Genomic DNA, 14,683 nt, shown 5'->3' with positions numbered 1-14,683 from the left:
CGCGGCGTGCCCGACGACGCACGAGCACGACAGCGGACGGGGACCGGGCTCGGCCTGTTGCTGACCCTGGTGCTCGGGGCCGTGCTGCTCACCGCCCTCCCGGACGGCGACCGGGAGGGCGGCGGCGCGTGCCCGGCCCGTACGGTGGGCTCCTGGTCGGCGGACCGCGGGCTGACCGGCGAGTTCGCCCGCTACGGCGACGACGCGTCCCGCGCGGACGACTGGACCGGCGGCGACGGCACCCACTCGGTGCGGCTGCCGGACGGCCGGCTGCTGTGGCTGTTCTCGGACACCTTTCTCGGCCAGGTGTACGCGCCGCCCAACCCGGTCGGCGAGTCGCACGCCTGGCGGGACACCGCGGCGCCGCTGGTCCGCAACTCGGCGGTGGTGATGCGGGACGGCCGGCTCCAGAGCACCCTCCCTGCGCCCCTGTTCCCCGACCCGGCCCCGAACCAGTGGCGGTGGCCGGTCGCCGCGCGGGTCGAGCCCCGCTCTCCCGGTTCGCCGGAGCAGGTCGTACGGGTGGTGCTGTGGGTGCGGACGGCGGGCCCGTCACCCTGGATCTACGGCGTGCCCACCGCCACCGAGGTCGCCACCCTGTCCCTGCCCGATCTGCGGGTCGAGTCGGTCGTCCCGGTGCTGGACCAGCAACTCGTCCCCGATCCCTCCCGGCGGGTCCTGTTCGGCACGACGCTGGTCGAACGGGACGGCTGGACATACGTCTTCGGTGGCGACGACGCCCAGGCCGCGTCCCGCCCCGCCTCGTCGGCGTACGTGGCGCGCGTGCCCGAGGGAAGGCTCGCCGAGCCGGGCGCCTGGCAGTACTGGAACGGGTCCGGGTGGGCGGCCCGTGGTGTCCCGCGCGCGGTGCTGGGCGACGGCGTGGGCAGCGCGTTCTCGGTGGTGCGCGAGGACGACACGTATGTGCTGTTCACCATGGCGGCGGGTGCCGAGGGGCTGACGACGATCACCTCGTACTGGGCCTGCTCCCCCACCGGGCCCTGGCACGGGCCGACGCGGGACTTCAGCCCCGCGCTGCCCGACGGTCAGGTCGCCGCGTACAACCCCCAGGTCCACCCCGAGCTGAGCGACGACGGGCGGCTGGTGCTCAGCTACGACGTCAACTGGCTGGACACCAATGGTGGCGCGGCGGCGCAGCTCAGCCGGAACGTGTCCCTGTACCGACCGCGATTCGTGACTCTTCGGCTGGAGCCGGCTCGCTGAGCACCTTGTCGTGCGACCGGCGCTTGGCGATCACCGCGCACACCATCAGCTGCATCTGGTGGAAGAGCATCAGCGGCAGTACGGCCAGCGCGGCCTGTGCGCCGAACAGGACGCTCGCCATGGGCAGTCCGGCGGCCAGGGACTTCTTCGAGCCGGCGAACTGGATCGCGATCCGGTCCTCCCGGTCGAAGCGCAGCGCCTTGGCGCCGTACCAGGTCAGCGCGAGCATCACGGCGAGCAGGACCGCTTCCACGGCGAGCAGACCGGCCAGCCGGGCCGGGCTCACCTGGTGCCAGATGCCCTGCACCATGCCCTCGCTGAACGCGGTGTAGACGACGAGCAGGATCGACCCGCGGTCGACCAGTCCGAGCGCCTTCTTGTGCCGGGCGACGAACCCGCCGATCCAGCGGCGCAGCAACTGCCCGGCGAGGAACGGCACCAGCAGCTGCAGCACGATCTCGATCAGCGAGTCGGCGGAGAAACCGCCGGTGCCGCCCAGCAGGGAGGCCGCAAGGAGCGGAGTGACGACGATGCCCACCAGCGAGGAGAAGGAGCCGGCGCAGATCGCTGCGGGCACATTGCCGCGGGCGATCGAGGTGAAGGCGATCGACGACTGGATGGTCGACGGGACGAGCGTGAGGAAGAGCAGGCCCTGGAAGAGCGGCTCCGACAGCAGCACCGGGACCAGGCCGCGGGACGCCAGACCGAGCACCGGGAAGATCACGAAGGTGCAGGCCAGGACCGTGACATGGAGACGCCAGTGCTTGAGCCCGTCCAGGGCCTCGCGCGTCGACAGCCGCACCCCGTACAGGAAGAACAGGAAGGCGATCGCGGCCGTGGAGGCACCGGAGGCGACGTCCGCGCCCGTCCCGCGCGCGGGCAGGAGAGCGGCGAAGCCGACCGTCCCGAGCAGGAGCAGGATGTACGGGTCGATCGGCATCCAACGGGGCCAACGCAGGCGTTTCACGGTGCTCCACTAACTCTGGTTCTCGGGCGGTGTGGGGCCAAGAGGGCCCCTCTCCATCGTCCTCCACGACACCGTGATCGGGAATCCGTCATACTGCTCTGACTGTCATCGCGTTCCGCGATAAAGCGCTACCGTGTTCCGTGTGTACGAGCCCTCCCACCTGCGCACCTTCCTGGCGGTGGCGCAGACCCTGAGCTTCACGCAGGCCGCCCGGCGTCTCGGGCTGCGCCAGTCGACGGTCAGCCAGCATGTGCGGCGGCTGGAGAACGCCGCCGGGCGGCAGCTGTTCACCCGGGACACCCACTCCGTCGAGCTGACCGAGGACGGCGAGGCGATGCTCGGTTTCGCGCGCCGGATCCTGGAGGTGCACGAGCAGGCGACCGCGTTCTTCACGGGTACCCGGGTGCGGGGCCGGCTTCGCTTCGGTGCCTCGGAGGACTTCGTGCTGACCCGGCTGCCGGAGATCCTCGAGGGCTTCCGGCACGACCACCCCGAGGTCGACCTGGAGCTGACGGTCGAGCTGTCGGGCACCCTGCACGAGCAGCTGACCGCCGGGAAGCTCGACCTGGTCCTGGCGAAACGGCGCCCCGAGGACCCGCGCGGAGAACTGGTGTGGCACGACGGCCTGGTGTGGATCGGCGCGGAACGCCTGCGGCTCGACCCCGACCGCCCGGTCCCGCTGATCGTGTACCCGCCGCCCGGCATCACCCGCGCCCTGGCCCTGGAGGCCCTGGAGCGACAGGGCCGCGCATGGCACATCGCCTGCACCAGCGGCAGCCTCAACGGCCTCGTCGCGGCAGCCCGCGCGGGCCTGGGCGTGATGGCCCACTCCCGCGGCCTGATCCCGCCCGGCCTGGTCCGCGTACCGGACCGGGCGGGCCTGCCGGAACTGGGCCAGGTCGACTTCGTCCTCGTCCACGGCCGCCGCCGCACCTCCGCCCAGGGCGCGGCGGACGCCCTCGCCGCGGCGATCCTGGCGGGCGGCGACCGGCTGCACCGCCGTCAGCGGAAGGGCTTCTGATACGTCAGCTGCTTGACCCGACGCAGGAACGGCGACGCCTCCACGTGCTGGACGCCGGGGAGGTGGCCCAGGCGCCCGCTCAAGCAGTCGTGGAGTCCCGCGCTGTTCCTCACGACCGACGTCACCATGATGCTGGACGGGGTGGCGCCGGAGCGCTGCGCGGCGCGTTCCCCGAGCACACCCTGCACGAGGCGTTCGCCGCGGGCCTCAACTCGGCCGCGGGGGTGGCCGGTTGTGTGGCGACGGCGGCCGGAGTGCTTGTCCTCGCCCTGGTCAGTGCGCCGGGCGGAGTGACGAAAGCGCCCGCGCGGACGCTGACGGAGGAGGAGGCCGCGCACCGGAACTGATACCCCGTCCGGTGCCGTAATCGCGTCGTACAGATTCGGTGGAGATTACGGCACCGAAACTTACTCAACCGTAAGGAAACTGTCCGACCCTTTCCCCATGTGAGGGCATTTTCCGACACTGACCAGGGCGTACCTGAGAGTCACTCCGTTTTGGCCCCTCTCCCGTCGCGCCCGCGCGTGGGGTAGCTTTCACGGCCTGTGCGGAGCGTCACCTGAACCAGGTAAGAGGGAGCGGGGAGCGGGGTTTGCGCGAGTTCACCAACCCTCCGTTGGCGTTGGCGCCGCCGGTGGGCGGTCTGGCCGATGTCGTCTTTCAGCACGCCCAGGAAGACCCGCTGCACATCGCGCTCGGCCGCAAGGACGAGCTGGACCAGTGGCGGGACGTCACCGCCGCGGAGTTCCGTGACGAAGTGCTGGCTCTCGCCAAGGGTTTGCTTGCCCGAGGCATCCGGTTCGGCGACCGGGTCGCGATCATGTCCCGCACCCGTTACGAGTGGACGCTCTTCGACTACGCGCTGTGGACGATCGGCGCCCAGGTGGTCCCGGTCTATCCCACGTCCTCGGCCGAGCAGTGCTTCTGGATGCTGTACGACGCCGAGTGCACGGCCGCGATCGTGGAGCACGAGGACCACGCGATGACCATCGCCACGGTCATCGACCGGCTTCCGCAGTTGCGCCATCTGTGGCAGCTCGACTCCGGCGCCGTGCAGGAGCTGTACGACGCGGGCGCCCACATCGACGACGAGATCGTGCACCGGCACCGCCAGGCCGTCACCCCGGACTCGGTCGCCACGGTCATCTACACCTCGGGGACGACGGGCCGCCCCAAGGGCTGTGTCATCACGCACGGCAACTTCATGTACGAGGCGGACACGGTCATCGAGCGCTGGGAGCCGGTGTTCCACTCGAAGAAGGGCGACGAGGCGGCCACCCTGCTGTTCCTGCCGCTCGCGCATGTCTTCGGGCGGATGGTGCAGGTCGCCGCGATCCGCGGCAAGGTCAAGTTCGGCCACCAGCCGCAGATGAACGCGGCCGCCCTCCTTCCCGACCTGGCCGCCTTCAAGCCGACGTTCTTCCTCGGCGTGCCGTACATCTTCGAGAAGGTCTTCAACGCCTCCCGCCGCAAGGCCCAGCGGGAGGGCAAGGCGGGGCCCTTCGAGAAGGCCGTCGAGATCGCCGTGAAGTACGCCGACGCCGTGGAGGCCAGGGCCTGGGGCATCGGGCCCGGCCCCTCGGCCGGTCTGCGCGTGCAGCACCAGCTGTTCGACAAGCTCGTCTACGCCAAGATCCGGGCGGCGATGGGCGGCCGCATCCGGCACGCGATGACCGGCGGCTCGGCGATGGACCGGCGGCTCGGCCTGTTCTTCGCGGGCGCGGGCGTGCACATCTACGAGGGTTACGGCCTCACCGAGTCGACGGCCGCCGCGACCGCCAACCCGCCCGAGCGCACCCGCTACGGCACCGTCGGCCAGCCCATCCCCGGCATGACGGTGCACATCGCGGACGACGGCGAGATCTGGCTGCACGGCGCCAACCTCTTCCAGGGCTACCTCAACAACAAGAAGGCCACCGACGAGACCCTGCACGACGGCTGGCTCGCCACCGGCGACCTGGGTTCCCTCGACGAGGACGGCTATCTCACCATCACCGGCCGCAAGAAGGAGATCCTGGTCACCTCTGGCGGCAAGAGCGTCTCGCCCGGCCAGCTGGAGGAACGCGTACGGGACCATCCGCTGGTCTCCCAGTGCATCGTCGTCGGCAACGACCGCCCCTACATCGCCGCCCTGGTCACCCTCGACCAGGAGGCCGTCGAGCACTGGCTGTCGATGCGCGGCAAGCCCCAGATGTCCCCGGCCCAGTTGGTGCGCGACGCGGACCTGGAGACGGAGGTGCGGCGCGCGGTGGTCGCCGCCAACACGCTTGTCTCACAGGCCGAATCGATCCGCACATTCCGGATACTCGCCCAGCCGTTCACCGAAGAGCACGGGCTGCTGACCCCGTCGCTGAAGCTGAAGCGCAAGGCGATCGAGAACGCCTACGCCAACGAGGTCGAGGCGCTGTACCGGGCGTGACGCCCGTGCAAGGAGTTTCGAGGGATTCTCCGGTCAGGAATGCATCACGGCTCGTGATCGTTGACGATATGAATACCACCTGACGACAACCGAAGGATCGAGAGCTCGTGAGCAGCAAGGTCCCCCCGATCATCCTCAACAACGGCGTCGAGATGCCCCAGCTGGGCTTCGGCGTCTGGCAGGTGCCGGACGACGAGGCGGAGCAGGCGGTCACCACCGCGCTGGAGACCGGGTACCGCAGCATCGACACAGCGGCGATCTACGGCAATGAAGAGGGCACCGGCAGGGCGATCGCCGCCTCCGGCGTTCCCCGCGAGGACCTCTTCGTCACCACCAAGCTCTGGAACAGCGACCACGGGTACGACTCCACCCTCCGCGCCTTCGACGAGTCCCTGGCCAAGCTCGGCCTGGACCACCTGGATCTGTACCTGATCCACTGGCCGCGCCCGGCCACCGGCAACTTCGTCGACACGTACAAGGCGTTCGAGAAGCTCCTCGCCGACGGCCGGGTCCGTGCCGTCGGCGTCTCCAACTTCCTGCCGGAGCACCTTGAGCGCCTGATCGGCGAGACGTCGGTCATCCCGGCGGTCAACCAGATCGAGCTGCACCCGCACCTCCAGCAGCACGCGGCCCGCGAGTACCACGCGGAGCAGGGCATCGCCACCGAGGCCTGGTCGCCGCTCGGCCAGGGCAAGGGCCTGCTGGAGGTCCCGGCGATCGTGGCCATCGCCCAGAAGCACGGCCGCACGCCCGCCCAGATCGTGCTGCGCTGGCACCTCCAGCTGGGCAACGTGGTGATCCCCAAGTCCGTGACGCCGTCCCGGATCAAGGAGAACATCGAGGTCTTCGACTTCACCCTGGACACCGAGGACCTGGCGGCGATCAGCGCGCTCAACGAGGACCGGCGGATCGGTCCGGACCCGGCCACGTTCGAAGGAGCCTGAGCGGCACCGGTCGGGCGGCCCGCATACGTCAGTTGGGCTGCCCGATCGGTCGTACGACGACCGTGTTGATGTCGACTCCCTCCGGCTGGCGGATCGCCCACACGACCGAGTCGGCGATCTGGTCCGCGGTGAGGAGATGGCCGGGCGGCAGACTGCCGTAGTTGTCCCAGAACGGGGTCTCCACGCGGCCGGGCGCGATCAGGGTCACGCCGACGCCCCACTCGGTGACCTGCCGCCGGGTGTTCTCGGCGAGCCCGGTCACGGCCCACTTCGTCGCCCCGTAGATATTGCCCGGCCCGGGCACGAACCCGGCGACACTCCCGACCAGGACGATCCGGCCCCGTGTCTCCTTCAGCGCGTCGATGGACGCGCGGATGAGCAGCGCGGGGCCGAGCACATTGGTCAGCACCATCTCCGTCCACCCGGCGGGATCGCCCTCGGCGACCGAATCGTGCGTGGCGAAACCGGCGTTGGCGACGACGGTGTCGAGCCGCCCGAACTCCTTGAGCGTGACCTCGACGGCCGCACGGATCTGGTCGTAGTCGCCCGCGTTGCCGGCGATCGTCAACAGGCCCTCAGGATCGCCGAGTTCCTCGGCAAAGCCGCGCAGGCGTGCCTCACCGCGGCCGGTGACGGCCACTCGCTGCCCGGCGCCGAGCAGCTGCCGGGCGACCGCGGCGCCTATGCCACTGCCACCGCCGGTGATGAGCGTGACCGGAGAGTCAGTCATGGTTTCCCCCTGTTCGTTGGTGAACTGCGGGGAGTCCATCACTTGGAGTGCTCTTGAAGTCAAGTGCTCTGTGCCCGGCGGCTGCTGAGCCGCGCCTCAGCCGGTCCGGACGGCCGTGTGGACCGTGCGGGCCGACAGGACGAACAGGTCCGGGCGGTGGTGCACGCTCGCCTTGTCGTCGGGGTCGACGAGGCGGTCGAGGGTGGCGCGGTCGGTGGCGTCGAGGCTGTCGCCGATGATCTCGCGGTGGCGGGAGAGGGTGGCGGCGGCGACGGTGCGTGCCCGGTCGGGGGCCGGGGCGGGCAGGTCGAGCAGGAAGCTGCGGGTGCCGGTGGGCTTCAGGCCGGCGGCGGTCATCAGGGCCGGCCAGTCCTCGGGCACCGCCACACTCCCCGGCAGCGCCGCCCGCATCTGCGTGAACCACTCCTCCTGCACGGCGTCGAGGCGCGCCTGCAGGCCCGGGCGCCCGATCCCGATGTCGCGCGGCAGGAAGCGCGTGGGCAGGCCGCCCTCCACCAGCGCGAGCGTGCCGCCGAACGTCAGCCGTTCGCCGTAGGCCGCGATCGCGGCGCGCTGGTCGCCGAGGTGGTGCAGGCTGTGGCTGGCCCAGATCAGATCGGCCGGGTAGTCCAAGTCGGTCATGATGTCCGGCAGTTCACCGGCGAGCGTGCCGAAGCGGTCCGCGACGCCGAGCCGCTTCGCCCGCGCGCGGGCCCGCTCCAGCAGCGGTTCGGAGCCGTCGACGGCGACGACCCGGGCGCCGGGGAAGGCGTCGGCGAGCAGACAGGAGACGACGCCGGGCCCGCTGCCCGCGTCGACGATCAGCCCCGGCTCGGTCTGTTTCTTGCCGAGCCAGGCGAGCGCGCGCTCGTGCAGGGGCGTGTACAGCTCCGCCTGTGCCTCCAGCAGCGGGGCCATCTCAGCCCAGTCGATGTCGGTGTGATCGTGCTGGTGACGGTGGTCGTGCTGGTGCTGATGCTGGTGCTGGTGGTCGTGCGCCATGGTGGTCAGCCTCTCGTCCGCGTACGGCCAGCGTGCGCCGACGCACCGCGAACAGGCAATCGCAGTTGCCGCCGCAGCAAAAACCACGGCGCCGAAAATCGGATGCGCCGCCTGCCGCCGGTCGCCCAGGATGGCCCCATGGACGACGTGATGGTGGAACGGTTCCTCGAAGACGGGTTCGTGAAGATCGAGGGCGCCTTCCCGCCGCGCGTCGCCGAGCACTGCGCACGGCTGCTGTGGCGGGAGACCGGGTACGACCCGGAGGATCCGGGCACCTGGAAGGACCCGGTGCACTGGGTATACGACATGGCACAGGGCCCCTTCGCGGCCGCCGCCAACTCCCCCGCCCTGCACGAGGCGTTCGACCTGCTGGTGGGTGAGGACCGCTGGCAGTCGCGCTACTCGCTGGGCAGCTTCCCGCTGCGGTTCCCGCACGAGGAGGAACCGGACGACGCGGGCTGGCACATCGAAGGCAGCTACGTCCCCGAGGGCGCCGAGCACCCCCACACGAACCTGCGCTCGAAGGACCGCGCGCTGCTGATGCTGTTCCTGTTCAGCGAGGTCACCGAGGGCAACGCCCCGACCCGCATCCGGGTCGGCTCACATCTCGACGTACCGCCGGTCCTGGCGCCGTACGGCGAGACGGGCGCCTCCTACCTGGAGCTCGGCCCGAAGGTCGCCGAAGCCTCCGCACACCGCCCGCTCGCCCACGCCACCGGCAGCCCCGGCGACGTCTACCTCTGCCACCCCTTCCTCGTCCACGCCGCCCAGCCCCACCACGGCACCCGCCCCCGCTTCATGGCCCAGCCACCCCTGCACACGGCGAAGCCGATCGAACTGGAGCGGCCCGACGCCGACTACTCGGCAGTGGAGTTCGCAATCCGCCGGGGCCTGGCCAGAGAGAACTGACCAACCCCGGCGGACTACCGCGCCCCCGAAGGGGCGCGGGGCTGTATCTATATGCGGCTCCGCCGCGCGGGCGCGACCAGCCACGGACGACCCGCAGCCGCAGTCATAGCACTACGACAACGGCGGGTACGCGTTCTGCATCAGCTGCTGGAACTGGGCGGAGAACCAGTGCCCGGAGATCGGTGCGTCGGGCAGCGCGCCGGACATGTTGTAGCCGTTGCGCGGGTTGCCCTCGTACGTCGGGTCGCACATCCGGTCGAAACCCTTGCCCTCGGGGTTTTCGATGAACTCGCTCGAACCGTCGGACTCCCCCGGCGGCTTCATCCACACATACGCGTCGATCCCGGCGGCCGGGTTGACCTGCGGACGCTCACCGAGGCCGGCGCCGGACTGGTTGCACCAGTTGCCGACGTGGATGCGACGGTCGTAGCGGCCACCGTCGACGTACGTGTCGACGCTGGTCGTCGGACCGGGACCGGCGGGCCGGGCGGAGCCGCCCCAGCCGTTGCGGGACGTGTCGATCAGCATGCCGATACCCGAGTTGAAGCCGGCCGAGACCAGCTGAGTGCGGAAGGCCTGGGCGAAGGACAGCTCGTCGACGTACCGGTTCCAGTCGACCCAGTCGGACTCGCGGACGGACTTGCCGGCCACGTTGTCGTTGATGGTGAAGTTGTTCTCCTTCAGGGCGCTGTAGTTGGCCGTGTTGGTGATGAAGCCGTGGACGTCGTTGACCGTGGCGCCCTCGGCCGACGCCGCCTCCCTGAAGAGCTGGGCGGACGGCGCGAAGTTGTCGTCCCAGCCGATCCAGCCGTGGTGCCCTGCGTCCACGTAGTTGTAGACGTTGGGCACGTCACCGAGCTCGCTGAGCGCGTAGCCGACGCCCTTGACGTAGTTGCCGTTGGCCTTCATCACATCGCACTCCGGGGTGGCCGTCTCGCGGCTTCCGGTGTTGGTGACGAGGTTGGGCAGCGAGTCGATCTCGACGGTGGTGACGATCCGCAGCGCGGCGTACTTCGGGTCGGCGAGGATCGCGGCGATCGGGTCGATGTACTCGGTCTTGTAGCGGCCGATCTCCGTCGGGCCGAGCTCACCGTTGGAGGCGAGGGCCGCGCAGTCGCGTCCGGGCAGGTTGTAGATCACCAGCTGGACGACGAGCTCGCCGCTGCCCTTCTGCGTCAGGGCCTCGTCGAGGTGGGCGCGCAGACCCATCTTGCCGCCTGCTCCGTTGATGGCGGCGATCCGGTCGAGCCACACACCGGTCGGCTGGTTGGAGATCCGGCTGCCGCCCGGCTCGGCGGCGGCGTTCGCGGACCACTCCGGGTTCACATACACCTTGGCGCCGGAGTACGGGTTGTCGACCTTCGGTCCGGTCGGGCCCGTGGGGCCGCCACCGTCGTCGACGTTGCAGGTCACGCCGTCGAGGGTGAAGCTCGTCGGCAGCGCGTTGCTCCCGCTGTACGAGGCGTTGAAGCCGAAGCTGATCGAACCGCCGGCCGCCAGCGTCCCGTTGTAGGACTCGTTGGCGGCGGTGACGGCGGCCCCGCTCTGGCTGAACTTCGCGTTCCAGCCGTTGGTGATCTTCTGGTTTCCGGCGTACGACCACTTGACCGCCCAGGCGGACTTGGCGGCGCCGTTGTTGGTGACCGTCACGGCGGTGGTGAAGCCGGTGTCCCACTGGTTCTGCACCTTGTAGTCGACGGTGCAGGGGACGGCGGCGGCCTCCATGCCGCCGGTATCGACGGCGAACGCCGTCCCGGAGGCTCCGGCGACCAGCGCCAGGGCGGCGAGCATCGCTGTTCTGGTACGACTCATGAGTGCGGGTTTCCCTCTCGGTCGGAGATAGGAGGTGTTATCCGTTGAGGGCGCGCAAGTGATCACGCATCAGCGCCGGACCGGAGCTGCGCTTCCACGTGTTCGAGGTCCAGGTTCCGCGCGCCGGTGCCCCGGACGGCGTCGACGAGGTCCTGCGCACCGGCGACCTCGTAGCCGACACGCCAACTGCCCACCGCAGCCGTGTTGTTGGTGCACGCGGGCGATAAGCCGAGTAAAAGTCCTGAACGCGGGGGGTTTCGCATGAGCGAGTCCTTGCAGTTCGGGCGCGTCGGACGGACGCGTCGACTGATGGAGCCGCTCCCACTGTGTGATGGAAGGTAGCGCCAAGTAACGGTAAAGAACAGAGGATGCGCTTGACTTTTCCTCAACTGAATCCATCGAATCTTTTCGACTCTTCAAGCACCTTGACCCCCTAGACGCCCATCCCCACTATGGGAGCGCTCCCACTGGTTCAAGCCTTGACTTTCCCGAGCCGCAAGGAGGAACCAGCACATGCCCCCCAAAAGGAGACGCCGCACCGCGCGGCGGTTATGGACCGCCGTCGTGGCGGCCCTCGCACTCCCTTTCACGATGCTGTCGACAGGATCAACACCCGCCCAGGCGGCGGCACTTCAGTGCAGCGTCGACTACAAGACCAACGACTGGGGCTCCGGCTTCACCGCGGACCTGACGATCACCAACCGCGGCACGGATCCGATCAGCGGCTGGACCCTGACGTATGCGTACTCGGGCAACCAGAAGCTGACCAACGGCTGGAACGGCACCTGGTCCCAGTCCGGCCGGACGGTCACCGTGCAGAGCGCCTCGTACAACGCGACGATCGCGGCGGGAGCCGCCGCCTCGACCGGCGCGCAGTTCACCTACAGCGGCACCAACACGGCGCCCACGAACTTCGCGATCAACGGCACGCCCTGCACAGGCGCACATCAGCCGCCGATCACCGTGCTGACCAGCCCGACCGCGGGCGCCGTCTACTCGCAGGGTGACGCCGTCCCGCTGGCGGCCACCGCAGCGGCGGCCGACGACGCGACGATCAGCAAGGTCGAGTTCTACGACGACACCACGCTGCTAGGCACCGACACCAGCGCGCCGTACTCGCTCTCGGTCTCAAGTTTGACCGTGGGCAGTCATTCGCTGGTGGCGAAGGCGTACGACAGCCTGGGCGCGTCCGCGAGCTCCACGCCGGTCGGCATCACGGTCGCCTCGGGTCCCGCCGTGGTGGCCTCGACCAACCAACTGGCCGTCCAGCAGGGCAAGACGGGCACGTACCAGGTGAAACTGTCGACTCAGCCGTCCGCCGATGTGACCGTCACGACGGCCCGGACGGGCGGCAACTCGGGTCTGTCGGTGACCGGTGGGGCGTCCCTCACCTTCACTCCGTCGAACTGGAACACCGCGCAGTCGGTGACGGTGACGGCGGACTCGTCGGGCACGGGCTCGGCGACGTTCGAGTCGTCCGCCACCGGGCATGCGAAGGCCGCTGTCACGGTCACGCAGATCGCGGCGACGAAGCAGTACGACGCCCGCTTCCTGGAGCTCTACGGCAAGATCACCAACCCGGCGAACGGCTACTTCTCCCCCGAGGGCATCCCGTACCACTCGGTCGAGACGCTGATCGTCGAGGCGCCGGACCACGGCCATGAGACCACGTCGGAGGCGTACAGCTATCTGCTGTTGCTCCAGGCCATGTACGGCAAGGTGACCGGCGACTGGTCGAAGTTCAACGGCGCCTGGGAAATCATGGAGAAGTACATGATCCCCACCCATGCCGACCAGCCGACCAACTCCTTCTACAACGCGTCGAAGCCGGCGACCTACGCGCCCGAGCTGGACACTCCGAACGAGTACCCGGCCCGGCTCGACCCGTCGGTCTCCGTCGGCTCCGACCCGATCGCGGCCGAGCTGAAGAGCGCGTACGGCACGGACGACGTGTACGGCATGCACTGGCTGCAGGACGTCGACAACGTCTACGGCTTCGGCAACTCGCCCGGCAAGTGCGAGGCGGGGCCGTCGGACACCGGTCCGTCGTACATCAACACCTTCCAGCGCGGTGCGCAGGAGTCGGTGTGGGAGACGGTGCCGCAGCCGACCTGTGACGCGTTCAAGTACGGCGGCCCGAACGGGTACTTGGACCTGTTCACCGGCGACTCGTCCTACGCCAAGCAGTGGAAGTTCACCAACGCCCCCGACGCCGACGCACGTGCGGTGCAGGCGGCGTACTGGGCGGACATCTGGGCCGAGGAGCAGGGCAAGGGCTCGGACGTCTCGGCGACCGTCGGCAAGGCGGCGAAGATGGGCGACTATCTGCGCTACGCCATGTACGACAAGTACTTCAAGAAAGTCGGCAACTGTGTCGGGCCCTCGTCCTGCCCGGCCGGTACCGGCAAGGACTCCTCGCACTACCTGCTGTCCTGGTACTACGCGTGGGGCGGCGCCACCGACACCTCCGCCGGCTGGTCCTGGCGCATCGGCTCCAGCCATGCGCACGGCGGCTACCAGAATCCCCTCGCCGCGTATGCGCTCAGCAGTTACGCCGACCTGAAGCCCAAGTCTGCGACGGGCCAGCAGGACTGGGCCACCTCGCTCGACCGGCAGCTGGAGTTCTACCGCTGGCTGCAGTCGTCCGAGGGCGCGATCGCGGGTGGCGCGACCAACAGCTGGGCGGGCCGGTACGCGACTCCGCCGGCCGGGAAGTCGACGTTCTACGGCATGTACTACGACCAGCAGCCCGTCTACCACGACCCGCCGTCCAACCAGTGGTTCGGCTTCCAGGCGTGGTCGATGGAGCGGGTCGCCGAGTACTACCAGCAGACGGGGAACGCGGAGGCCAAGGCGGTCCTCGACAAGTGGGTCGACTGGGCGCTGTCCGAGACGACCGTCAATCCCGACGGCACGTACCAGATTCCGTCGACGCTTCAGTGGTCGGGCCAGCCCGACACGTGGAACCCGTCAAGTCCGGGCGCCAACAACGGACTTCATGTCACCGTCGCCGACTACACGAACGATGTCGGCGTGGCCGCCGCGTACACCAAGACCTTGACGTACTACGCGGACCGCTCCGGTGACACGGAGGCCGCGGCGACGGCGAAGGCTCTGCTCGACGGCATGTGGGGCAACCATCAGGACGCGCTGGGCATCGCCGTCCCGGAGACCCGCGCGGACTACAGCCGGTTCGACGACGGAGTGTACGTCCCGTCCGGCTGGAGCGGCACCATGCCGAACGGTGACGTGATCAACTCGTCGTCGACCTTCGACTCGATCCGCTCGTTCTACGAAGACGACCCGGCCTGGTCGAAGATCGAGGCGTATCTGGCGGGCGGGGCCGCGCCCTCCTTCACGTACCACCGGTTCTGGGCCCAGGCGGACATCGCCCTGGCCATGGGCTCGTACGCGGAGCTTCTCGAATAGTCCCCGCCGGGCGCTCCGCGGGTTGAGCCGTGTTCGGCTGCCGGTCCGCTGTGGCTGGTCGTGCAGTTCCCCGCGCCCCTGCCGGGGCGCGGTAGCACCGCTCTTCTCCGGAACCGCTTAAAAGCTCCGCGTGCGTGGTCTCGTCACCTGACGGCGAGACCGACCGGCCGGGCGGCCCTCTCTCGCAATGAGGGCCGCCCGGCAACTCTCGTACTGGATGGAAAGC

General features: G+C 69.4%; 12 protein-coding genes. 7 read left to right on the top strand and 5 right to left on the bottom strand.

Annotation, left to right across the window (positions count from 1 at the left end; genetic code table 11):
• The first annotated feature begins 6 nt into the window (after positions 1-6).
• Complete coding sequence (locus tag QQY66_RS41790; RefSeq protein ID WP_301985623.1) at positions 7-1,224, top strand: DUF4185 domain-containing protein; 1,218 nt, start codon at positions 7-9, stop codon at positions 1,222-1,224.
• On the opposite strand, the gene QQY66_RS41785 is transcribed toward QQY66_RS41790, so the two are convergent.
• On the bottom strand, positions 1,160-2,164 hold the full coding sequence (locus tag QQY66_RS41785) for a bile acid:sodium symporter family protein (protein ID WP_301987671.1): 1,005 nt from the start codon (positions 2,162-2,164) through the stop codon (positions 1,160-1,162). The genes QQY66_RS41790 and QQY66_RS41785 overlap by 65 nt on opposite strands.
• Positions 2,165-2,333: 169 nt before the next feature.
• Here QQY66_RS41785 and QQY66_RS41780 point away from each other — a divergent pair, with 169 nt between their 5' ends.
• From QQY66_RS41780 to QQY66_RS41765, 4 genes are all read left to right on the top strand, one after another.
• Positions 2,334-3,212: a LysR substrate-binding domain-containing protein gene (locus QQY66_RS41780; RefSeq protein WP_301985622.1), complete on the top strand. Its 879-nt coding sequence runs from the start codon at positions 2,334-2,336 to the stop codon at positions 3,210-3,212.
• Between the two features lie 44 nt (positions 3,213-3,256).
• A complete protein-coding gene (locus QQY66_RS50625; protein ID WP_367667032.1) occupies positions 3,257-3,559 on the top strand; it encodes a hypothetical protein in 303 nt (100 codons plus the stop codon).
• Positions 3,560-3,804: 245 nt separating this feature from the next.
• The gene (locus QQY66_RS41770) at positions 3,805-5,631 is read left to right on the top strand and encodes a long-chain fatty acid--CoA ligase (RefSeq protein WP_301985621.1); all 1,827 of its coding nucleotides are present in this window, start codon (positions 3,805-3,807) and stop codon (positions 5,629-5,631) included.
• Between the two features lie 107 nt (positions 5,632-5,738).
• A complete protein-coding gene (locus tag QQY66_RS41765) occupies positions 5,739-6,575 on the top strand; it encodes an aldo/keto reductase (protein WP_301985620.1) in 837 nt (278 codons plus the stop codon).
• Between the two features lie 28 nt (positions 6,576-6,603).
• On the opposite strand, the gene QQY66_RS41760 is transcribed toward QQY66_RS41765, so the two are convergent.
• Together QQY66_RS41760 and QQY66_RS41755 are read right to left on the bottom strand one after the other, a co-directional pair.
• The gene (locus QQY66_RS41760) at positions 6,604-7,305 is read right to left on the bottom strand and encodes an SDR family oxidoreductase (protein WP_301985619.1); all 702 of its coding nucleotides are present in this window, start codon (positions 7,303-7,305) and stop codon (positions 6,604-6,606) included.
• A 96-nt stretch (positions 7,306-7,401) separates the two neighbouring features.
• Positions 7,402-8,307: a trans-aconitate 2-methyltransferase gene (locus QQY66_RS41755; protein ID WP_301985618.1), complete on the bottom strand. Its 906-nt coding sequence runs from the start codon at positions 8,305-8,307 to the stop codon at positions 7,402-7,404.
• Between the two features lie 138 nt (positions 8,308-8,445).
• Here QQY66_RS41755 and QQY66_RS41750 point away from each other — a divergent pair, with 138 nt between their 5' ends.
• Entirely contained in the window at positions 8,446-9,216 is a 771-nt protein-coding gene (locus tag QQY66_RS41750; RefSeq protein WP_301985617.1) for a phytanoyl-CoA dioxygenase family protein, read from the top strand.
• A gap of 111 nt (positions 9,217-9,327) precedes the next feature.
• Here QQY66_RS41750 and QQY66_RS41745 read toward each other — a convergent pair whose 3' ends face one another.
• Both QQY66_RS41745 and QQY66_RS41740 read right to left on the bottom strand, forming a co-directional pair.
• Complete coding sequence (locus tag QQY66_RS41745; RefSeq protein ID WP_301985616.1) at positions 9,328-11,028, bottom strand: glycoside hydrolase family 6 protein; 1,701 nt, start codon at positions 11,026-11,028, stop codon at positions 9,328-9,330.
• A 62-nt stretch (positions 11,029-11,090) separates the two neighbouring features.
• Entirely contained in the window at positions 11,091-11,222 is a 132-nt protein-coding gene (locus QQY66_RS41740; RefSeq protein ID WP_301985615.1) for a hypothetical protein, read from the bottom strand.
• Positions 11,223-11,541: 319 nt separating this feature from the next.
• Between QQY66_RS41740 and QQY66_RS41735 the strand changes: the two genes are divergently transcribed.
• Complete coding sequence (locus QQY66_RS41735) at positions 11,542-14,457, top strand: glycoside hydrolase family 48 protein (protein ID WP_301985614.1); 2,916 nt, start codon at positions 11,542-11,544, stop codon at positions 14,455-14,457.
• The last annotated feature ends 226 nt before the right edge of the window (positions 14,458-14,683 follow it).

This window comes from Streptomyces sp. DG2A-72 (assembly GCF_030499575.1).
In the GTDB taxonomy this organism is placed as follows: domain Bacteria; phylum Actinomycetota; class Actinomycetes; order Streptomycetales; family Streptomycetaceae; genus Streptomyces.
The sequence above is the reverse complement of the archived record's forward strand: the minus strand, read 5'-3'. Positions and strand labels throughout refer to the sequence as shown.

Bases quoted from the DNA above. Each gene is read 5' to 3' on its own strand.
- QQY66_RS41785 (WP_301987671.1), bottom strand. From the start codon at position 2,164: ATGCCGATCGACCCGTACATCCTGCTCCTGCTCGGGACGGTCGGCTTC.
- QQY66_RS41760 (WP_301985619.1), bottom strand. From the start codon at position 7,305: ATGACTGACTCTCCGGTCACGCTCATCACCGGCGGTGGCAGTGGCATA.
- QQY66_RS41755 (WP_301985618.1), bottom strand. From the start codon at position 8,307: ATGGCGCACGACCACCAGCACCAGCATCAGCACCAGCACGACCACCGT.
- QQY66_RS41750 (WP_301985617.1), top strand. From the start codon at position 8,446: ATGGACGACGTGATGGTGGAACGGTTCCTCGAAGACGGGTTCGTGAAG.
- QQY66_RS41745 (WP_301985616.1), bottom strand. From the start codon at position 11,028: ATGAGTCGTACCAGAACAGCGATGCTCGCCGCCCTGGCGCTGGTCGCC.
- QQY66_RS41735 (WP_301985614.1), top strand. From the start codon at position 11,542: ATGCCCCCCAAAAGGAGACGCCGCACCGCGCGGCGGTTATGGACCGCC.